The following is an 18994-nucleotide window of genomic DNA, read 5'->3' on the forward strand; positions in this document are numbered from 1 at the left end:
AGCCAGACGAGCCAGACGAGCCCGAGGAGCACGAGCATGAAGTCCGGAATCCACCCCGCCTACCGTCCCGTCGTCTTCCGCGACCGCGCCGCCGGGTACGCGTTCCTCACCCGCTCCACCGCGACCAGCGACCGGACCATCGAGTGGGAGGACGGCAACACCTACCCGGTGATCGACGTCGAGACCTCGTCGGCCAGCCACCCGTTCTACACGGGCACCGCCCGCGTCCTCGACACGGCCGGGCGCGTCGAGCGCTTCGAGCGCCGGTACGGCAAGCGCGGGGAAAGCTGATGCTGCCCGTCGTCCTGGTCGGCGGGCTCCACGCGGACGCCCGCCGGGACGCCGTGCGGGCGCTGCTGCGCCAGGTGCCGGGCAGCGTGGCCCTGCACCACGACCTGACCGGCGCCGCCGCCGACGGCCGCGTCGTCCGCACCGCCAGGCACGCGGGCGGCGTCATCGGCGGCGCCGAGACGGCGCTGGTCAACGACTGCGCCTGCTGCGCCCTGCGCGCCGACCTCGTGCCCGAGCTGGCGGGCCTGGCCGCGGACCGTACGACGCGGCTCGCCGTCGTCGAGCTGTGGGACTCGGTCGAGCCGCGGTCGATGGCCGAGGTCATCGCCGCGCACGGGTCGGCCGGGCTGCGGCTCGCGGCGGTCGTCACGGCCGTGGACCCGGCGCAGGTCATGGCGTACCTGGCCTGCGGCGACGAGCTGGCCGAGACCGGCCTCGCGGCGGCGTCCGCCGACCGGCGCACCGTCGCCGACACCTGGGCGCGCCAGCTGGAGTACGCGCCGACGCTCGCCCTCGCGCCCGGCCCCGGCGGGCGTCCTGGGGCGACGGACCGCGCGCTGCTCGCCCAGCTGCACCCGACGGCGGTCGCGGCGGACGTGACCGGCGCGCACTTCGCGGCGACCGTGCTCGGCGGCGACTTCGACACCGCCGCCGCGGCGGCGCGCCAGCACCCCGCGACGGCGCTGCTGCCGCAGGAGGCGACGCAGGACGGCGTGGTGACGACCGTCTGGCGCCACCGCCGCCCGTTCCACCCGGAGCGGCTGTACGCGGCGCTGGAGGAGCTGACGTGCGCGGCGCCCCGGAGCAGGGGCCGCTTCTGGCTGGCGGACCGCCCGGACACGCTGCTGTCCTGGGACGCGGCGGGCGGCTCGCTGAGCGTCCAGGCGGCCGGCCCGTGGCTGGCGGCGCTGCCGGACGCGGCGTGGGACCTGGTCCCGCCCGGCCGCCGGGTCGCGGCGGCGCTGGACTGGGACGACGAGCTGGGCGACCGCGGCCAGCACCTGGTCTTCACGGGCCCGGGGCTCGACGTGGTGGCGCTGCGCGAGCGGCTGGGCGCGTGCGTGCTGACGGACAAGGAGTACGCGGCGGGGCGCCCGGCGTGGCGGCGGCTCGCGTCGGCGTTCGACGACCTGCTCGACCGCGTCTGAGGGGGCGTGCGGAGGCGGAACGGGGGCATCCGCCCGGGGCGGGGAGCCGCGGCGGGGTGGAACCGAAATGCCCCGGCGCGCGTCTCCAGAACGGGGGGCCGTGTCGGCGCGCCGTCCCGTGACACCGCGTGCACGTGCATAAGCACGTGCAGATGCACGTGAACAACGTTATGATCCAGGCTAGTTGGGTGCGCGGCACATCCGTGCGGCGCACGATCGCACCACTCGCACGACCCTGGAGACACCGGTGGCCGACGCGTACAACGGCATAGCCGCACACGAACTCAGGGGCGTGGAGTGGCTGAAGAGCAGTCACAGCAACTCGCAGGGAACCTGCGCCGAGTTCGCCCGGCTGCCCAGCGGCGACGTCGCCCTGCGCAACTCGCGCTTCCCCGACGGGCCCGCGCTCGTCTACACGCCGGCCGAGGTCGAGGCGCTGCTGCGCGGCGTGAAGGACGGCGAGTTCGACCACCTCATCGCCTGAGACGGCCCCCGGCCGGCGCGCCGGTCCCGGTCAGGCGGTGCCGAAGACCGCCCAGACGACCTTGCCCTGCCGCCCGCCCGACAGCGGGCGCCAGCCCCAGCCGTCGCTGAAACACTCCACGAGGTGCAGCCCGCGCCCCGACTCCATGGCGCCGTCCAGCTCGCCGACGCGCGGTGCGTTCCCGCTCGGGTCCTGGACCGCGCAGACCAACCGGCGTGCGCAGCGCATCAGTTCAAGCTCGACCGTCCGCACGCGGGCGCCCGGCAGCGGCGCGGGCACGGCGCGCGGTACGGGCGGCAGCGCGCGCAGGCCGTGCCGCAGCGCGTTGGTGACCAGCTCGGAGACGACGAGCCCGACCGCGTCCACCTGATCGGACAGCGCCCACGCCCGCAGCGTGTCCCGCGTGAAGTCCCGCGCGCGGCGCACCGATTCGGGCCGCGCGGTGAGGCCGAGCGACGCCGTGCCGGACAGGGTCAGCGGATCGACGGGCGGCAGCGGGTCCCCTAACGTCTGCGCGGCGGACGTTCCGTTGGTCCCCATGGCGCGGCACTCCTGGCATAGCGGCGGCATCGCTGAAGACGGAGGTTCCCCGTGAACGTGCCCGGACGCGGCGGTCCCCCGTGAACTGCCCAGGACGCGACGGGCGTTCGCGGGCAGGGCCGTGCTGACGCACCGGGTCGCAGCGCGCAGGTCTCATGCTTCCCAACGCTCACGGCAAATGCAAGGGCAGATGCACGTGCACGAAAATTTTTGATGGACCGTAATCGCGCGGGCACCGAATGACACGTGGAGATGGCAGACTTCGCACGGTGCGAAGTGGAGGGCAGTGAGCACATGAGTACTCAGGGGATAGTGGGGGATACCAACATCACCGGGGTCACGGGTGCGGCCGGTGTCCCGGAGGCGACCGGCGGCTCCATGGTCCGCCGTATCCTGCTCGGCTCGCAGCTGCGGCGGCTGCGCGAGGCGTGCGGTGTGTCCCGCGAGGAGGCGGGCTACTCGATCCGGGCGTCCGAGTCCAAGATCAGCAGGATGGAGCTGGGCCGCGTCAGCGTGAAGCCGCGCGACGTCGCCGACCTGCTGACGCTGTACGGCGTCACCGACGACGCCGACCGCGAGCCGCTCCTCGGCCTGGCGCGGTCGTCCGGCCAGGCGGGCTGGTGGCACAGCTACAGCGACGTGCTCCCCAGCTGGTTCCAGACCTACATCGGCCTCGAAGCGGCGGCCGAGCACATCGCGACCTACGAGCTGCAGTTCGTCCACGGACTGCTCCAGACCGAGGCGTACGCGCACGCCGTCATGGTCAGCGGCCACAAGGGGCGGCTGCCCGTCGGCGAGGTGGACCGGCGCATCGCGCTGCGGCTCGCCCGGCAGAAGCTGCTCGTCTCGGAGAACGCCCCGCACCTGCACTGCGTGCTCGACGAGGCGGCCCTGCGCCGCCCGTACGGCGGGCACAAGGTGATGGACGAACAGCTGCGGACGCTCATCGAGTTCTCCGAGTACCCCAACGTCACGCTGCAGGTGGTGGCGTTCGCGCAGGGCGGCCACGTCGCGGAGTCCGGCGCGTTCACGCTGCTGCGCTTCGCGGAGGCCGAACTCTCCGACCTCGTCTACCTGGAGCAGCTCACCGGCGCGCTCTACCTCGACAAGCAGGAGGAGGTCGCCGCCTACCAGGGCGTGCTCGGCCGCCTGCGCAACTCCGCGCTGAGCGAGAACGCCACCCGCGAGCACCTGGAGTGGCTGCGCGGACGGCTCTGACGCCCGGTGCCTGCCGGGCGCGTCCCGCCCGGCAGGCGCGCCGGGCCGTGCTCCCTGGCCGAACGGCTGTGCTTGACCGAAGGGCTGTGCTCAACCAAACGGCTGTGCTGAACCAAAAGGATTGGCCATGCCCTCGGGCAGCACCTCCACCGTCCGCTCCCCCTCGCCCGCCATCACGTAGGCGCCGCCCTCCAGCCGTTCGATCAGGCCCCGGGTCCACGCCGCGTCGCTCTCGGCGTTGTGCAGCCACAGCCGCATGATCTCGCCGATGTGCCCCCACTCGGCCGGTGTGCTCTGCGGCGTCCAGTGCGCGTGCACCTCGGCGCTCCAGCCCTCCAGCGCCGCGACGCGCTCGCGCAGCAGGGCGACGGCCTCGGCGCGCGGCAGGTCCACGATGAAGCCGACGGCGCCGGTGAGCACGTCGATCCGCTCGTCGTGCGCGCGCAGCGCGGCGCGCAGCAGGCCGAGGTACGCGGCGTCGCCCTCGGGCGTCAGCTCGTACTCGGTGCGGGGCGGGCCGCCGGCCGGGCTCGGGGCGGTGTCGTGCGCGCGGAGCAGGCCTTCCTTCGCCATCTGCTTGAGGGCGTGGTAGATCGACCCGGGCTTGGCGTTCGACCACTCGTGCGCGCCCCAGAACTCCAGGTCGTTGCGCACCTGGTAGCCGTGGGTCCTGCCGTGCTGGCGGACGGCGCCGAGGACGAGGAGCCGGATGACCGACATGCGCTGCCGCCTCCCTTCCGCTGACGTGCGTGCCGGGGGCAAGTCTCTCACCCGCGGCTCGCTGTTCAAACTTGACTAGCGCGCTGGCGTCCCGTACGGTTCCGCTCCGCTGCTAGTCAAATTTGAACAGCACGAGAAGGGGGACCACGAGATGAGGTGGGGCATGACCGGCACGACCGGCCCGACGGACGCGATCACCGTCACCGGCCTGCGCAAGGCCTTCGGCACCCGGCAGGCGCTCGACGGCCTCGACCTGACCGTGGCGCGCGGCACCGTCCACGGCGTCCTGGGGCCCAACGGCGCGGGCAAGACCACCGCCGTCCGCGTCCTGACGACCCTGCTGCGCCCCGACGGCGGCACCGCCGTCGTCGCCGGGCACGACGTGGCGCGCGACCCGGCCGCCGTCCGCCGCCGCATCGGCCTCGTCGGCCAGCACGCCGCGCTCGACGAGGACCTCGACGGCCGCCAGAACCTCGACCTCTTCGGCCGCCTCCACCACCTCGGCGCCCGCGCCGCCGCCCACCGCGCCGCCGAACTGCTCGAACGCTTCGGCCTCGCCGACACCGGCCGCACCCCCGTCGGCCGCTACAGCGGCGGCATGCGCCGCCGTCTCGACCTGGCCGCCGGCCTCCTCACCCGCCCCGACGTGCTCTTCCTCGACGAGCCGACCACCGGGCTCGACCCGCGCGGGCGCGCCGAGGTGTGGGACGCCGTGCGGTCCGCCACCGACGAGGGCACCACCGTCCTCCTCACCACCCAGTACCTGGAGGAGGCCGACCAGCTCGCCGGCCGCGTCTCCGTCGTCGACGGCGGCCGCCGCGTCGCCGAGGGCACGCCCGACGCGCTGAAGTCCCGCACCGGCGCCGACCGCATCGACGTCGTCGTACGGGACGCCGCGCGGCTCACGGCCGCCGCGGCCGTCGTCGGCGCCGCCGTACGCGCGGCCGAGCCGGTCACCGACCGGGACCGGCGGCTCGTCAGCGCCCCCGTCACCGACCGGATCGCCGCCCTCGCCGACACCCTGCGCGCCCTGGAGGCCGCCGGGATCGCCGCCGACGACATCGCCCTGCGCCGCCCCACGCTCGACGAGGTCTTCCTCCACCTCACCACCCAGGAAAGGGACGCCGCATGACCGTGCTGCCCGACACCCTCACCATGACCCGCCGCGGCTTCGCCCACTGGGCGCGCCGACCGGGCGCGCTCGTCGCCGAGCTGGCCTTCCCCGTCCTGATGCTCGTGATGTTCGTCTACTTCCTCGGCGGCGGCATGGCCGTCGAGGGGGGCGGCGGCTACGAGGAGTTCGTCGTCCCCGGCGTCCTCGCGCTCACCATGGCGTTCGGCCTGGAGGGCACGGTCGTCGCGCTGACCCGGGACATCCAGCGCGGCCTGCTCGACCGCTTCCGCTCCCTGCCCATCGTCTCCGCGTCCTTCCTCGTCGCCCGCAGCGTCCTCGACATGGTCAGCTCCACGGTCTCCCTGCTGGTCATGCTGGCCGCCGGGCTCCTCGTCGGCTGGCGCTGGCACGACGGCGCCGCGTCCGCGCTCGCCGCCGTCGGCCTGCTCCTGCTGCTGCGCTTCGCGATGCTGTGGACCGGGATATGGCTCGGCCTGGTCGCGGGCCGCCCCGAGATGGTGCAGACCGTGCAGATCCTCGTGTGGCCCGTCGCGTTCCTCTCCAGCGCCTTCACGTCGCCCGCGACCATGCCCGGCTGGCTCGGCGCCGTCGCCGAGTGGAACCCGATGTCCGCGACCGCCACCGCCGTGCGCGACCTGTTCGGCAACCCCACCTGGTCCTCCGACAGCTGGGCCGCCGACCACGCGCTCCTGCTGGCCGCCGCCTGGCCCCTGGCGATCCTCGCCGCGTTCATCCCCCTCGCGCTGCGCCGCTGGGCCGCGCTGTCCGAACGCTGACCCCGGGAGGGAACCCGCACATGCCCGAGACCACGACCCCCATGCTGCCCTGCCACGCCATCGCGCCGGTTGTCGACTTCTACACCGCCCTCGGCTTCACCACCACCTACGAGCAGCGCAGCCCCAACCCGTACGCCGTCGTCGAACGCGGCGGCGTCGCCCTGCACTTCTACGGCATGAAGGGCTACGACCCCGCCACCGCCCACAGCACCTGCCTCATCGGCACCGACGACGTCGACGCCCTGCACGCCGCCTTCCGCGCCGGGCTGAAGGCGGCGCTCGGCCGCGTCCCCACCACCGGCCTGCCCCGCGTCGGCCCGCTGCGCGACACCAGCTACGGCGCACGGCAGTTCCTCGTCACCGACCCGGCGGGCAACTGCCTGCGCATCGTCCAGCCGACCAGCGACGACCCCAGCCACCGCCCCGCGCCCCGCGAACCGTACGCCCGCGCCCTCCACCAGGCCGCGCTGTTCGCCCACAGCAAGGACGACCAGGCCGCCGCCGCCCGCGTCCTGGACCGCGCGCTCGCCCGCACCGGCGACGCGCCCACGCCCGTACAGCTCCTGCGCCTGCTCGTCCTGCGCGCCGACACCGCCGTCCGCCTCGGCGACGACGCCGGGGCCGACGCCGCGCTCACCCGCGCCGCCGCCGTGCCCCTCACCCCTGAGGAACGGGAGGAGGTGCGCGACGACCTGGCCCGCCTCGCCGAGCTACGTGACCACTCATGACCGGACCTGCCACCGCCCTGACCGGCCCTGATCAGGCCGTGCGCCCGGAATGACCCTATGCTGCCCGGGTAGAGACGACGGGGACTCGTGAGGCAGCAGGGAGCGGAGCGTAGTGGCCGGGGACAGCGCGCGGCCGGGCGGCGAGGAGTCGTGGGACCCGGAGACCACCTCGGGATTCGCCGTCCCCGAAGGACTCGAACCGGCCCCGCCCGCCGAGGCCGACCACCCCACCTCGTCCGGCTTCGCCGTCCCCGAGGGGGTGACCGTCCCGCCGCGCCCGCAGCCGCACAGCGAGTTCACCCCGGCCGAGGGCATACCGGCGGTCGTCCACCTCACACGCGGCGCGCCCTGGCAGGACCGGATGCGCAGCATGGTCCGGCTGCCCCTCACCGAACGGCCCGCGCCCGAGTACGTGCCGCGCGGCGAGGACGAGGCGCCCCCGGCCGTGCCGCGCGTCCTCGACCTGACGCTGCGCATCGGCGAGCTGCTGCTGGCCGGGGGAGAGGGCGCGGAGGACGTGGAGACGGCCATGTTCGCCGTCACCCACGCGTACGGGCTCGACCGCTGCGAGGTGACCGTCACGTTCACCCTGCTGTCGGTCTCGCACCAGCCGTCGCTGGTGGACGCGCCGGTCTCCCTCGACCGCACCGTCAGGCGGCGCGGCACGGACTACACGCGGCTCGCCGCCGTCTTCCGGCTCGTGGACGACATCTCGTCGGGCGAGGTCACGCTGGAGGAGGCGTACGGGCGGCTGGCGACCATGCGGCGCAACCGGCACCCGTTCACCAAGTGGCAGCTCACCGTCGCGAGCGGCCTGCTCGCCGGGGCGGCCAGCACCCTCGTCGGCGGCGGCTGGGCGGTGTTCGCGCTGGCCGCGCTCGGCGCGATGGTCGGCGACCGGCTGGCCTGGCTGGCGGCGGGGCGCGGGCTGCCGGAGTTCTACCAGTTCGTGGCGGCGGCGATGGCGCCCGCCGTCGTCGGCATCTGCTGGGCGGCCGGGCACGACGCGGGCGCGGGTGAACGGCAGGCGGCGGCGATGATCACCGGCGGCCTGTTCGCGCTGATCCCGGGACGCGCCCTCGTCGCGGGCGTGCAGGACGGCCTGACCGGCTACTACCTGACGGCCTCGGCGCGCCTGCTGGAGGTGATCTACCTCAGCGTCGGCATCGTCTGCGGCGTCCTCGCGGTGCTGTACCTGGGCGAGGTGTCGGGCGTCAGCCTCGACCCGGACGTCCTCGACCGCGCCACCAGGCCCGGCATCCAGCTCGCGGCGGCGCTGCTGCTGTCGCTCACGTTCTGCGTGCTGCTCCAGCAGGCGCCGAGCACCCTCCTCCCGGCCACGCTGAACGGCGGCGTCGCCTGGCTGGTCTACGGCGCGATGCACGACACGGGCCACCTCTCGCCGTTCGCGGCGACGGCGGTCGGGGCGGGCATGGTCGGCCTGTTCGGGCAGCTGGCGTCGCGCTACCGCTTCACGTCGTCGCTGCCGTACGTCACGGCGGCGATCGGCCCGCTGCTGCCGGGCAGCGCGGTGTACCTGGGGCTGCTGGCGTTCGCGCAGGGCGACGTCACCGGCGGCGTCCACAACCTGCTGACGGCCGTGACGCTGGCCCTGGCGATCGCCATCGGCGTGAACCTGGGCGGCGAGATGGCCCGCCTGTTCATGCGCACCCCCGGCGGCGCCCCGACCCCCACCGGCCGCCGCGGCGCGAAGCGCACCCGCGGCTTCTGACGCCTCCCCCCGGGCACACGCACGGGGGCGAACGGCCTCCGTGGCTCACGCGCGGCGGCGTCCGGCCTCTCGCCCCAGGACGGTGGCCCACCCCGTCTCCGGACGCCCGGCACTCCGGGCAGCCGCACCGCCCGAGGCGGCCCGTCCGCTCGTCGGCACCGCGCCCTCCACGGGCGCCCCTCCGGCGGCTGTGGAAAGCCGTGCCGCGCTCGCCCCGGGACGGTGGGGCCGCCCCGCCTCCGGACGCCCGGCGCTCGGACCCGTCCGCTCGTCAGCACCGCTCGGCAACGCCGGGGTTGTACGGCGCTTCCGGCCGGGCGGGAGCCGCACGGGCCCCGCCGCCCGTTCCGCCTCCGGGCGGCCGGTCGTCTCCCCGCCACGGCGCTGCACGGTCGCACGGCGCCCGGTGGCGCCCGGCCGGTACATCCCTCGGCAACGTCCCCACGCACGACGGCATGTCCTCGGCGCGGGGGAGAGGAAGCCGGTCAGCAGGACCCATCCCGGGGCGGTCAGCCCGGGCACGCCCCCTGGCGGAGTCGCGACGCACGACGGGTGCGGTACGACCCGGGGTCCCGCCAGGGCGAACGCGCCCGCCTGTCGGTGCGCGCACGGCCTTCCGCGCGCCACGTCCGTCCCCGCGACGGTCAGTGCGCCAGCTTCAGGCCGACCACGCAGCCCACGATGCCCGCCAGCAGCAGCACCTTCAGCGCCGTCACCGTCTCGTCGCCGCTCAGCATCGCGTACGCGGTCGTGCAGACCGCCCCGATGCCCACCCACACGGCGTAGCCGGTCCCCACGGGCAGGCTCCGCAGCGCGTACGCAAGACCGGCCATGCTCAGCACCAGGCCGATCACGAAGACGACGGTCGGTCCCGGTCGGCTGAAACCCGCCGACCTCCCCAGCGCCGTCGCCCAGACGGCCTCCATCAGACCGGAGATCACCAGCACGATCCACGCCATCACGGACTCCCACGCGCCGTCTTGTCATGGCTGGGTACGGCGCACCTCGTCCAGGAGCCGGTCAGGGCTCTGCGGCCCAGGCTCTCACACGGGGCGCGCGCCCGCCCGGCGCGCGCCCACCAGCGGGGACGGCCGCCAGGTCAGTGCGCGGCGCCCGACTCCTGCGCCCGCTTGACCGACTTCTCGATCTCGGCCTCGGCCTCCGCGCGGCCCACCCAGTCCGCGCCGGTGACGTGCTTGTTGGGCTCCAGGTCCTTGTAGCGCTCGAAGAAGTGCTTGATCTCGCCGCGGACGAACGCGCTGACGTCCTCGATGTCCCGCAGCTGCTCGAAACGCGGGTCGCCCGCCGGGACGCACAGCAGCTTGTCGTCGCCGCCCGCCTCGTCGGTCATCTTGAACATGCCGATCGCCCGGCACTCGATCAGACAGCCGGGGAACGTGGGGGCGTCCAGCAGCACCAGCGCGTCCAGCGGGTCGCCGTCCTCGCCCAGCGTGCCCTCGACGAATCCGTAGTCCGCGGGGTAGGCCATCGACGTGAACAGGTGGCGGTCGAGCCGCACCCGGCCGGTCTCGTGGTCGACCTCGTACTTGTTCCGCGAACCCTTCGGGATCTCGATGGTGACGTCGAACTCCACGGAGGCTCTCCTTAAGCGATCAATGCGCGCGAGTGGTGGTTAAGTGTCCCTCACGGCAGTGTCTGCTCGCGAAAGGGGCTGGTCCGTACCGTGCGAAGAGCAGCGGAAGTGCTGGAGAGCCTGCGCCGCCACCGCGCCACCTGGCGCCTCGTCATCGGCTCGGCCACCGCCGGTCTCGTCCTCGCCGCCGTCGCGGTGGCGCTCACCGGCCCCTGGGACTCGGGACGCCGCGCGGCGGAGCGCGCCCAGGCCGCCGAGGCCGGACCGGGCGCCCCGGACAGCGGCGGCGTCACCGTGCCAGGCGCGGTGACCGTCCTCGACCCGCTCGACGGCTCCGCGCCCGAGTACGCGCCCGACGCCGTACGCCGCCTGCTCGAACCGGCCCTGTCCGACGCCGCGCTCGGCGACGGCACGACCGCCGCCGTCGTGGACCTCGCCACCGGCGAGACCCTCTACGCGGACCACGCGGGCACCGGCAGGGCCCCCGCCTCCACGGTCAAGATCATCACCGCCGTGACCGCCCTGAACGCCCTCGGCCCCGACCACCGCCTCGCCACCACCGCCGTCTGGGACGAGGACGGCGAACGCGTCGTCCTCGTCGGCGGCGGCGACCCGACGCTCTCCGCCGACGACCTCACCGCCCTGGCCGAACGGACCGCCGCCGCGCTCGCCGACCGCGGCGCGGACCGGGTGCGCGTCGCGTACGACACCTCGCTCTACCCCGGCGGCGGCGAGCGGCACCCCATCGGCGTGAACGACAACATCGCCGCCATCACGCCGCTCCAGGTCAACGAGGGGCGCCTGGACGGCAGCACGCACGGCCCCGCGCCCCGCGCCGACGACCCGGCGGCCGACGCCGCCGACGCGTTCACCGAGGCCCTCGCCGCCGCGGGCGTCCGCGTCTCCGGCGACCCCGCCGACCGCAAGGCGCCGGACGACGCCGAACGGCTCGCCGTCGCCCGTTCCGCGCCGCTGTCCTCGCTGGTCGAGCGCATGCTGACCGACAGCGACAACGACCTGGCCGAGGCCCTCGCCCGGCACACCGCCCTCGCCACCGGCGAACGCGCCGACTCCGAAGGGCTCGGCCGCGCCATGGCCGCCCAGCTCGACGACCTCGGCCTCGCCCACGACGGGGTGCGCGTCGTGGACGGCAGCGGCCTCGACCGCGACGGGCGCCTCACCGCCGAGCTGCTCACCCAGGCGCTCGCCACCGCCGCCGACCCGGGCAGGCCCGAGCTGCGCAGCGCCCTGACCGGCCTGCCCGTCGCCGGCTTCACCGGCACCCTCGCCGGCCGTTACGACGGGGACGGCGGCGACGGCGGCTCGGGCCTCGTCCGTGCCAAGACCGGCACGCTGACCGGCGTGAACACCCTCGCGGGCACGGCGGGCACACCGGACGGCCGAGTCCTCGCCTTCGCCTTCCTCGCCGCCGACACCACCGACGCCGACGCGGCCGAGGCGGCGCTCGACCGCGCGGCCGGTGCGCTGGCGGCCTGCGGCTGCGCCTGAGCGCGTCACCGCGCGGCTATCCGCTTTCCCCGCGGGCGCCGTACCGTTGACGTCATGACGAGTCCCGGCGGTAACGACCTGGTCGACTGGAATCTCGCCGTCGCCACGGCGGCCCGCGTCGCACGGCCCGGCCCCGAGGTGAGCCGGGCCGAGGCCCGCGCCGTCGTCGCCGAGCTGCGGCGGCACGCCGCCGCGTCCGAGCGGCACGTACGCGCCTTCACCGGTCTCGACTCGGGCGGCGCCGACACCCCCGTCCTGGTCGTGGACCGCCCCGGCTGGGCGCGGGCGAACGTCGCGGGCTTCCGCGCCGTCCTCACGCCGCTGACGGACCGCATGCGCGAGCGCCGCGCGTCCGTCCCGGGCGGCGGCGCCCTGACGGCCGTGGGCAGCAAGGTCACCGGCGTCGAGGTCGGGATGCTGCTCGCGTTCCTGTCCTCCCGCGTCCTCGGCCAGTACGAGACGTTCGCGCCGCCGAGCCCCGACCTGCCCGCCGGGGACGGGGGCGACACCGGCGCGCCTCCCGGGCGGCTGCTGCTCGTCGCGCCCAACATCGTCCAGGTCGAGCGTGAACTCGACGTCCACCCGCACGACTTCAGGCTCTGGGTCTGCCTCCACGAGGAGACGCACCGGACGCAGTTCACCGCCGTCCCCTGGCTGCGCGACCACCTCGAAGGCGAGATCAGGTCCTTCGTCGCCGAGGCCGACATGGACCCGGCCACCCTGGTCGAACGCGTCCGGCAGGCTGCCCAGTCCCTGTCCGGCCGCCCCCGCGACGGCGAGAACGGCGACGGAGGCGGCAACGGCGTGATCGACCTCGTCCAGACCCCCACGCAGCGCGCGATCCTCGACCGCGTCACCGCCGTCATGTCGCTGCTCGAAGGCCACGCCGACTACGTGATGGACGGCGTGGGCCCCGAGGTCGTGCCGTCGGTCGCCGAGATCCGCGAGAAGTTCACGCAGCGCCGCAGGACGGGCGCGGGCCGCGTCGACCGCCTGCTGCGCCGCGCCCTCGGCATGGACGCGAAGCTGCGGCAGTACCGCGACGGCGAGCGCTTCGTCCGCACGGCCGTGGAGCGCGTCGGCATGGACGGCTTCAACCGCGTCTGGACCTCGCCCAACACGCTGCCCACCACCGAGGAGATCAGCCACCCCGAACGCTGGGTCGAGCGGACGCATCCCGGCAACGCGTAGGCCCTCCACAAGGTGGCGAAACACCCCCAAAATCACTCGTACGAGGGACCTTCACCGCATGCCTGGCGTGCGATGCTCAGGTAACAGGCCTTCTCTGTCACCATTTACGCACCCAGCGTGACATCGCTCCCGGAGAAAGAAGTGATTCGGATATGGGTCCCCACCCCGCGGTCGCTGCGATACGCCTGGCGGTCCGCCGCGTTCTGCACGAGATCGTCGACCAGGCCCGCCCGGCCGACCGGGCGCTAGCCCACGCCGCCGCCCCCGCCTCCGCCGCACCCCAGACCCCCGCCGGCCGCCCCGCCCGCCGGGCCGGCCACCGCGCGCACCGCCCCGGCCTCCCCGCGACCACCTCGGTCGCCCCCTCCGCGCCGCTCGTCCTCGTCGCCTGCTCGGGCGGCGCCGACTCCATGGCCCTCGCCTCCGCGCTCGCCTTCGAGGCCCCCCGCTGCGGCGTACGCGCCGGTGGCGTCACCGTCGACCACGGCCTCCAGGACGGCTCGGACGAACGGGCCCGCGAGGTCGCCGAGCGCCTCGCCGCCCTCGGCCTCGAACCGGTGGAGACCGCCGCCGTGGACGTCGGCCGCGACGGGGGCCCGGAGGCCGCCGCCCGCACCGCCAGGTACGCCGCGCTCGACGCCGCCGCCGACCGGTACGGCGCCGCCGCCGTCCTCCTCGGCCACACCCGCGACGACCAGGCCGAGACCGTCCTCCTCGGCCTCGCCCGCGGCTCCGGCACCCGCTCCCTGTCCGGCATGGCGGCCGTCTCCGGCGGCCTGTCGGGCGACCGGGCCGCCGCCGGGCGCTACCGCCGCCCGTTCCTGGCCATCGACCGCCAGACCACGCGCAAGGCGTGCCTCGTCCAGGCCATCCCCGTCTGGGACGACCCCCACAACACCGATCCCTCCTTCACCCGCTCCCGGGTGCGCCACGAGGCGCTGCCCGTGCTGGAGAAGGCGCTCGGCCGCGGCGTCGTCGAGGCGCTGGCCCGCACCGCCCAGCTCTCCCGCGACGACGCGGACGCCCTCGACGCCTGGGCCCGCCAGGCGGAGGCCGCCGCGACCCGCCCCGACGGCACCCTGGACGTCGCCGCGCTGCACGAACTGCCGCCCGCCGTACGCCGCCGCGTCCTGCGGCGCGCGGCGATCGCGGCGGGCGCACCGGCCGGGTCGCTGTTCGCCCGGCACATCGAGGAGACCGACCGCCTCATCACGGCCTGGCGGGGGCAGCGGCCCCTCAATCTGCCGGGCCGCGTCGAGGCGAGCAGGCAGGGTGGCAGACTGGTCCTCCAGCAGGCCGACCACTAGCCGACCACCAGGGAGTGTCCCGGCCCGCGCCAAGCCAGCAGCAAGCCCAGTAGAGAGCAGTGTCACGGGTGCACGAGACGGACCTGGGAGCCGACCTGGAGTCGGTGCTCATCACCAAGGAAGAGATCGACGCCAGGCTCCGTGAGCTGGCCACCGTGATCGACGAGGAGTACGCGGGCAAGGACCTCCTTCTCGTGGGGGTCCTCAAGGGCGCGGTGATGGTCATGGCCGACCTCGCCCGCGCCCTGTCCACCCCGGTCACCATGGACTGGATGGCGGTGTCCTCGTACGGCGCGGGCACCCAGTCGTCCGGCGTGGTGCGGATCCTCAAGGACCTGGACACCGACATCAAGGGGCGGCACGTCCTGATCGTCGAGGACATCATCGACTCGGGGCTCACGCTGTCCTGGCTGCTGTCCAACCTGGGCTCGCGGGAACCGGCGTCGCTGCGCATCTGCACGCTCCTGCGCAAACCGGACGCGGCGAAGGTCGATCTCGAAGTGGAATGGGTCGGATTCGACATCCCGAACGAGTTCGTCGTCGGGTACGGACTCGATTACGCCGAGAAGTACCGGAACCTCCCCTTTGTCGGTACGCTCGCGCAGCATGTCTACAGCGGATAGCCGGGAACTGCGGCCGATCCCCTACCGTTGGAGATGACAAGGACACCCGCGCACAGCAGATCCCTGCCGGGGGCTGTGCCTAGATGTGGCAGGAGGGACGGGGCCCCGCCGCCCCGTATGGATAGACGTGAAGCGCTATTTCCGCGGGCCAGTGATGTGGATTGTGCTGGCCGTCCTCGCCGTGATTCTGCTGATGCAGGTGTTCAGCTCTTCCGAGGGCTACAAGAAGGTGGACACCGGCAAGGTCCTCGCCGCCATCAGCCAGAACCACGTCCGGTCGGCCGAGCTGACGACGGGTGACGAGCAGACCGTCAGGGTCGAGCTCAAGGACGGTCAGGAGATCGAGGGCAGCAGCCGGGTCCAGGCCAATTACATCGACGGCCAGGGCGAGGACGTCGCCCACTCCCTCCAGCAGAAGTTCCAGGACGACCAGATCCCGGACGGGTACACCGTCTCGCCGAAGTCGCAGAACCCGTTCGTCGGGATGCTGCTGTCGATCCTGCCCTTCCTGCTGATCATCATCGTCTTCCTGTTCCTGATGAACCAGATGCAGGGCGGCGGCTCCCGGGTCATGAACTTCGGGAAGTCCAAGGCCAAGCTGATCACCAAGGACACGCCGAAGACCACGTTCGCCGACGTCGCCGGCTCGGACGAGGCCGTGGAGGAGCTCCAGGAGATCAAGGAGTTCCTGCAGGAGCCCGCGAAGTTCCAGGCGGTCGGCGCCAAGATCCCGAAGGGCGTGCTGCTGTACGGCCCGCCCGGCACCGGCAAGACCCTGCTCGCCCGCGCCGTCGCGGGGGAGGCCGGGGTGCCGTTCTACTCCATCTCCGGCTCGGACTTCGTCGAGATGTTCGTCGGTGTCGGCGCCTCCCGTGTCCGCGACCTGTTCGAGCAGGCCAAGGCGAACGCCCCGGCCATCGTCTTCGTGGACGAGATCGACGCGGTCGGCCGCCACCGCGGCGCCGGCATGGGCGGCGGGCACGACGAGCGCGAGCAGACGCTGAACCAGCTCCTGGTGGAGATGGACGGCTTCGACGTGAAGGGCGGCGTCATCCTGATCGCCGCCACCAACCGGCCCGACATCCTCGACCCGGCGCTGCTGCGTCCCGGCCGCTTCGACCGGCAGATCGCGGTGGACCGGCCCGACATGCAGGGCCGTCTGGAGATCCTCAAGGTCCACCAGAAGGGCAAGCCCGTCGCCCCCGACGTGGACCTCGCGGCGGTCGCCCGGCGCACGCCCGGCTTCACCGGCGCGGACCTGAACAACGTGCTGAACGAGGCGGCGCTCCTCGCCGCGCGCGGTGACGCCAAGCTGATCGACAACTCGTTCCTGGACGAGGCGATCGACCGCGTCGTGGCCGGTCCGCAGAAGCGCACCCGGATCATGAGCCAGAAGGAGAAGATGATCACCGCGTACCACGAGGGCGGACACGCCCTGGTCGCGGCGGCGTCTCCGAACAGCGACCCGGTGCACAAGGTGACGATCCTCTCGCGCGGCCGTGCCCTCGGCTACACGATGGTGCTGCCGGAGGAGGACAAGTACTCCACGACGCGCAACGAGATGCTCGACCGGCTCGCGTACATGATGGGCGGCCGCGCCGCCGAGGAGCTGGTGTTCCACGACCCGACGACGGGCGCGGGCGACGACATCGAGAAGGCCACGTCCACGGCCCGCGCGATGGTCACCCAGTACGGCATGACCGAGCGGCTCGGCGCGATCAAGTTCGGCCAGGACAACTCCGAGCCGTTCCTCGGCAAGGAGATGGCCCACCAGCGCGACTACTCCGAGGAGGTCGCCGGGCTGGTGGACGAGGAGGTCAAGAAGCTCATCGAGGGCGCGCACAACGAGGCGTGGGAGATCCTGGTCGAGAACCGGGATGTGCTCGACAACCTCGTGCTCGCCCTGCTGGAGAAGGAGACGCTGAACAAGGAGGAGCTGGCGGAGGTCTTCGCGCCGATCGTCCGGCGTCCCCCGCGCCCCGCGTGGACCGGCTCCGCCCGCCGCACCCCGTCCACCCGTCCGCCGGTCACCTTCCCCACGAAGGAGATCAACCTCGCGAACGGCACCCTGGACAAGGGCACGGCCCCGGCGTCGGCCGGTGACGACCGCCGCGAGGACTGACCGGCACCCGTTCGGGTACGCCTGTACGGAATGTCTCCCGTGCCCCCCACGTTCTACCGTGGGGGGCGCGGCCATGTCCGGCTCCCTCCCGCCGGCCACCGCGCCGCACGAGGCACACAAGGAACGAGGAACGTCATGACCGACCCGGTGACCGTCTCGACCCCGGGGCCCCCGGGGGGTCCCGTCGGCGAGTTCGACGAGAAGCGTGCCGAGAACGCCGTACGTGAGCTGCTGCTCGCGGTGGGTGAGGACCCGGACCGCGAGGGGCTGCGCGACACCCCGGCGCGGGTGGCGCGGGCGTACCGGGAGATATTCGCCGGGCTGTGGCAGCGGCCCGAGGACGTGCTGACGACGACGTTCGACCTGGGGCACGACGAGATGGTGCTCGTGAAGGACATCGAGGTGATGTCGTCGTGCGAGCACCACCTGGTGCCGTTCGTCGGGCAGGCGCACATCGGGTACATCCCGTCCGCCAACGGCAAGATCACCGGGCTGTCGAAGCTTGCGCGCCTGGTGGACGTCTTCGCGCGCCGCCCGCAGGTGCAGGAGCGGCTGACGACGCAGATCGCGGACTCGCTGATGCGCATCCTGGAGCCGCGCGGCGTGATCGTGGTCGTGGAGTGCGAGCACATGTGCATGACGATGCGCGGGGTGCGGAAGCCGGGCGCGAAGACGACGACGTCGGCGGTGCGCGGTCAGCTGCGCGACCCGGCGACGCGGGCGGAGGCGATGAGCCTCATCCTGGCGCGCTGACGCTGACGCTCACCCAGAGGCAGAGGCCGTCCGGGGTGCGGGCGGCGCCATAGGTCCAGGCGAGGCCGTCGGCACCGGCGATCCGTTGCGGCAGCTCCGGTATCCGGGCCGCTCGCGCCCGCAGGACCTGCGCGTGGACGGCCTCGCCGTGGTCGCGGAGGCTGAGCCACCAGGGCCGCCGCCCCTGGGCGACGGTGACCAGGGTGCCCACGACGGGCGCAGCGTCGCCCCACCCCCAGCCGGCCAGGACATCGCGGGCCCACTCCCGGGCCTCGCCGGTCTCACCGCCGGTGAAGAGCCGCGAGACGAACGCCGTCACGACTCCTCCACCGGTACGGCGGCCCACAGGTCGGCGACGGCATCCTCGACGGCCGACTGGGCCACCTCCCGCCGGAACACCGCAGCCACGGCCGGGAACAGCCGGTCCACGACCGGCCGCAGCTCGGACGCACTCCCCAACCCGGCCAGCCGCACCACCAGTTCGTGGGGAACGACGTCGGGCCAGTAGTGCATCCCACCCCACGAGTCGGACGGGTGCGCAACCAGCGGCACCAGCCTCTCCGAGACCCGGCACGTGCGACACGCCTGATACGTCCACCCCGGCCCCGAACCCGACGCGACCAGAGCAACCGCCACCAGCTCACCCGTGGTGGCCTCGCAGTACATACAACGCGGCAGCAGACTCACTGCTCCTCACCACCCTCAGGCTCGTCGCCCTCGGCCTCGGGTTCCGGGCGGGGGAGGACAGGCCCTTCCAGGCCGGTGATGACGGTGATGTGGGGGTTCTCCTCCCGCACCGGCGCCACCGTCAGGAACCTCGGGCGGGGACGCGGCATCTCATCCACAACGACCCCCGAACACCCGACCCAGCGCGAGGTACAGCACCTCCGGGTCGGTCAGGCAGTCCCCGGTGGGCTGGACCACAAGCCACCGGACCTCGCCGTCCCCGATCCACGGGCCCCCGATCCGATCGGCGGCCGGGACAGCGAGGCAGTACCCCCGCCCGAGCGCGATGACCCCCGGCGGCCACTCACGGTCGTTCGCCGCCCCCGGCGGGACGAGCCAGTACATGACCCCATGCGCCGGATCCTCGATCACCGGCCCACCCAGCTCGGAGAGACGC

The 18994-nt window shown here is 73.7% G+C and carries 22 protein-coding genes and 1 riboswitch; of the genes, 14 read left to right on the plus strand and 8 right to left on the minus strand.

All coding sequences use genetic code 11. The features are described 5' to 3' along the window. Window positions 1-36 precede the first annotated feature (36 nt). From ACIBPC_RS10695 to ACIBPC_RS10705, 3 genes are all read left to right on the plus strand, one after another. Window positions 37-291, plus strand: a complete 255-nt coding sequence (locus ACIBPC_RS10695) for a type B 50S ribosomal protein L31 (protein WP_398842817.1) — start codon at window positions 37-39, stop codon at window positions 289-291. After that, entirely contained in the window at window positions 291-1439 is a 1149-nt protein-coding gene (locus tag ACIBPC_RS10700; protein WP_398842819.1) for a CobW family GTP-binding protein, read from the plus strand. Before ACIBPC_RS10695 ends, ACIBPC_RS10700 begins: the two co-directional genes overlap by 1 nt. A gap of 247 nt (window positions 1440-1686) precedes the next feature. Further along, the gene (locus tag ACIBPC_RS10705; protein WP_362960900.1) at window positions 1687-1923 is read left to right on the plus strand and encodes a DUF397 domain-containing protein; all 237 of its coding nucleotides are present in this window, start codon (window positions 1687-1689) and stop codon (window positions 1921-1923) included. 30 nt (window positions 1924-1953) lie between these two features. On the opposite strand, the gene ACIBPC_RS10710 is transcribed toward ACIBPC_RS10705, so the two are convergent. Further along, window positions 1954-2463, minus strand: a complete 510-nt coding sequence (locus ACIBPC_RS10710; RefSeq protein WP_398842821.1) for an ATP-binding protein — start codon at window positions 2461-2463, stop codon at window positions 1954-1956. A gap of 378 nt (window positions 2464-2841) precedes the next feature. On the opposite strand from ACIBPC_RS10710, the gene ACIBPC_RS10715 reads away from it, so the two are divergent. Next, window positions 2842-3681 (plus strand): helix-turn-helix transcriptional regulator, encoded by an 840-nt coding sequence (locus ACIBPC_RS10715; protein WP_362961192.1) that lies wholly within the window; start codon window positions 2842-2844, stop codon window positions 3679-3681. A 90-nt stretch (window positions 3682-3771) separates the two neighbouring features. On the opposite strand, the gene ACIBPC_RS10720 is transcribed toward ACIBPC_RS10715, so the two are convergent. Beyond that, window positions 3772-4401, minus strand: coding sequence for a PadR family transcriptional regulator (locus ACIBPC_RS10720; protein WP_398842825.1), 630 nt, complete (start codon window positions 4399-4401; stop codon window positions 3772-3774). A gap of 163 nt (window positions 4402-4564) precedes the next feature. On the opposite strand from ACIBPC_RS10720, the gene ACIBPC_RS10725 reads away from it, so the two are divergent. The 4 genes from ACIBPC_RS10725 (at window position 4565) to ACIBPC_RS10740 (ending at window position 8772) form a co-directional block, all read left to right on the plus strand. Continuing rightward, the gene (locus ACIBPC_RS10725; protein WP_398842827.1) at window positions 4565-5533 is read left to right on the plus strand and encodes an ATP-binding cassette domain-containing protein; all 969 of its coding nucleotides are present in this window, start codon (window positions 4565-4567) and stop codon (window positions 5531-5533) included. Then, complete coding sequence (locus ACIBPC_RS10730; protein ID WP_398842830.1) at window positions 5530-6312, plus strand: ABC transporter permease; 783 nt, start codon at window positions 5530-5532, stop codon at window positions 6310-6312. Before ACIBPC_RS10725 ends, ACIBPC_RS10730 begins: the two co-directional genes overlap by 4 nt. Before the next feature lie 20 nt (window positions 6313-6332). Beyond that, window positions 6333-7040: a bleomycin resistance protein gene (locus tag ACIBPC_RS10735; protein WP_398842833.1), complete on the plus strand. Its 708-nt coding sequence runs from the start codon at window positions 6333-6335 to the stop codon at window positions 7038-7040. A gap of 112 nt (window positions 7041-7152) precedes the next feature. Next, entirely contained in the window at window positions 7153-8772 is a 1620-nt protein-coding gene (locus ACIBPC_RS10740; RefSeq protein WP_398842835.1) for a threonine/serine exporter ThrE family protein, read from the plus strand. Window positions 8773-9416: 644 nt separating this feature from the next. Here ACIBPC_RS10740 and ACIBPC_RS10745 read toward each other — a convergent pair. Together ACIBPC_RS10745 and ACIBPC_RS10750 are read right to left on the minus strand one after the other, a co-directional pair. Further along, window positions 9417-9731 (minus strand): DMT family transporter, encoded by a 315-nt coding sequence (locus ACIBPC_RS10745; RefSeq protein WP_398842838.1) that lies wholly within the window; start codon window positions 9729-9731, stop codon window positions 9417-9419. A 10-nt stretch (window positions 9732-9741) separates the two neighbouring features. After that, a riboswitch (guanidine-III (ykkC-III) riboswitch) is annotated at window positions 9742-9804 on the minus strand. A gap of 67 nt (window positions 9805-9871) precedes the next feature. Continuing rightward, on the minus strand, window positions 9872-10366 hold the full coding sequence (locus tag ACIBPC_RS10750) for an inorganic diphosphatase (protein ID WP_362960878.1): 495 nt from the start codon (window positions 10364-10366) through the stop codon (window positions 9872-9874). 90 nt (window positions 10367-10456) lie between these two features. Here ACIBPC_RS10750 and dacB point away from each other — a divergent pair, with 90 nt between their 5' ends. From dacB to folE, 6 genes are all read left to right on the plus strand, one after another. Further along, on the plus strand, window positions 10457-11875 hold the full coding sequence (gene dacB / locus ACIBPC_RS10755; protein WP_398842841.1) for a D-alanyl-D-alanine carboxypeptidase/D-alanyl-D-alanine-endopeptidase: 1419 nt from the start codon (window positions 10457-10459) through the stop codon (window positions 11873-11875). Between the two features lie 54 nt (window positions 11876-11929). After that, window positions 11930-13066 carry a zinc-dependent metalloprotease gene (locus tag ACIBPC_RS10760; RefSeq protein WP_362960872.1) on the plus strand — a complete coding sequence of 379 codons (1137 nt, stop codon included), beginning with the start codon at window positions 11930-11932 and terminating at the stop codon, window positions 13064-13066. Window positions 13067-13218: 152 nt separating this feature from the next. Further along, a complete protein-coding gene (tilS, locus tag ACIBPC_RS10765) occupies window positions 13219-14373 on the plus strand; it encodes a tRNA lysidine(34) synthetase TilS (protein ID WP_362960869.1) in 1155 nt (384 codons plus the stop codon). 68 nt (window positions 14374-14441) lie between these two features. Further along, window positions 14442-14996 (plus strand): hypoxanthine phosphoribosyltransferase, encoded by a 555-nt coding sequence (hpt, locus tag ACIBPC_RS10770; RefSeq protein WP_362960867.1) that lies wholly within the window; start codon window positions 14442-14444, stop codon window positions 14994-14996. 121 nt (window positions 14997-15117) lie between these two features. Beyond that, window positions 15118-17118, plus strand: coding sequence for an ATP-dependent zinc metalloprotease FtsH (ftsH, locus tag ACIBPC_RS10775; RefSeq protein ID WP_362961189.1), 2001 nt, complete (start codon window positions 15118-15120; stop codon window positions 17116-17118). A 135-nt stretch (window positions 17119-17253) separates the two neighbouring features. After that, on the plus strand, window positions 17254-17871 hold the full coding sequence (folE, locus tag ACIBPC_RS10780; RefSeq protein ID WP_362960865.1) for a GTP cyclohydrolase I FolE: 618 nt from the start codon (window positions 17254-17256) through the stop codon (window positions 17869-17871). Here the strand turns inward: folE and ACIBPC_RS10785 are convergent. From ACIBPC_RS10785 to ACIBPC_RS10800, 4 genes are all read right to left on the minus strand, one after another. Then, window positions 17855-18190 carry a hypothetical protein gene (locus tag ACIBPC_RS10785; RefSeq protein ID WP_398842846.1) on the minus strand — a complete coding sequence of 112 codons (336 nt, stop codon included), beginning with the start codon at window positions 18188-18190 and terminating at the stop codon, window positions 17855-17857. The two genes, folE and ACIBPC_RS10785, sit on opposite strands and share 17 nt — an antisense overlap. After that, the gene (locus ACIBPC_RS10790; RefSeq protein ID WP_398842849.1) at window positions 18187-18384 is read right to left on the minus strand and encodes a hypothetical protein; all 198 of its coding nucleotides are present in this window, start codon (window positions 18382-18384) and stop codon (window positions 18187-18189) included. The genes ACIBPC_RS10785 and ACIBPC_RS10790 overlap by 4 nt, the downstream gene beginning before the upstream one ends. Window positions 18385-18554: 170 nt before the next feature. After that, window positions 18555-18707 carry a hypothetical protein gene (locus ACIBPC_RS10795; protein ID WP_398842851.1) on the minus strand — a complete coding sequence of 51 codons (153 nt, stop codon included), beginning with the start codon at window positions 18705-18707 and terminating at the stop codon, window positions 18555-18557. A gap of 1 nt (window position 18708) precedes the next feature. After that, entirely contained in the window at window positions 18709-18969 is a 261-nt protein-coding gene (locus ACIBPC_RS10800; protein ID WP_398842853.1) for a hypothetical protein, read from the minus strand. Between the last annotated feature and the right edge of the window lie 25 nt (window positions 18970-18994).

It is taken from the genome of Streptomyces sp. NPDC049879, assembly GCF_044461265.1.
In the GTDB taxonomy this organism is placed as follows: domain Bacteria; phylum Actinomycetota; class Actinomycetes; order Streptomycetales; family Streptomycetaceae; genus Streptomyces.

Coding starts and splice junctions, on each gene's coding strand:
- ACIBPC_RS10760 (WP_362960872.1), top strand. CDS start 11,930: ATGACGAGTCCCGGCGGTAACGACCTGGTCGACTGGAATCTCGCCGTC.
- ACIBPC_RS10790 (WP_398842849.1), bottom strand. CDS start 18,384: ATGCACTACTGGCCCGACGTCGTTCCCCACGAACTGGTGGTGCGGCTG.
- ACIBPC_RS10710 (WP_398842821.1), bottom strand. CDS start 2,463: ATGGGGACCAACGGAACGTCCGCCGCGCAGACGTTAGGGGACCCGCTG.
- ACIBPC_RS10720 (WP_398842825.1), bottom strand. CDS start 4,401: ATGTCGGTCATCCGGCTCCTCGTCCTCGGCGCCGTCCGCCAGCACGGC.
- ACIBPC_RS10725 (WP_398842827.1), top strand. CDS start 4,565: ATGACCGGCACGACCGGCCCGACGGACGCGATCACCGTCACCGGCCTG.
- ACIBPC_RS10795 (WP_398842851.1), bottom strand. CDS start 18,707: ATGCCGCGTCCCCGCCCGAGGTTCCTGACGGTGGCGCCGGTGCGGGAG.
- ACIBPC_RS10735 (WP_398842833.1), top strand. CDS start 6,333: ATGCCCGAGACCACGACCCCCATGCTGCCCTGCCACGCCATCGCGCCG.
- tilS (WP_362960869.1), top strand. CDS start 13,219: ATGGGTCCCCACCCCGCGGTCGCTGCGATACGCCTGGCGGTCCGCCGC.
- ACIBPC_RS10745 (WP_398842838.1), bottom strand. CDS start 9,731: ATGGCGTGGATCGTGCTGGTGATCTCCGGTCTGATGGAGGCCGTCTGG.
- ACIBPC_RS10695 (WP_398842817.1), top strand. CDS start 37: ATGAAGTCCGGAATCCACCCCGCCTACCGTCCCGTCGTCTTCCGCGAC.
- ACIBPC_RS10700 (WP_398842819.1), top strand. CDS start 291: ATGCTGCCCGTCGTCCTGGTCGGCGGGCTCCACGCGGACGCCCGCCGG.
- ACIBPC_RS10730 (WP_398842830.1), top strand. CDS start 5,530: ATGACCGTGCTGCCCGACACCCTCACCATGACCCGCCGCGGCTTCGCC.
- ACIBPC_RS10715 (WP_362961192.1), top strand. CDS start 2,842: ATGGTCCGCCGTATCCTGCTCGGCTCGCAGCTGCGGCGGCTGCGCGAG.
- folE (WP_362960865.1), top strand. CDS start 17,254: ATGACCGACCCGGTGACCGTCTCGACCCCGGGGCCCCCGGGGGGTCCC.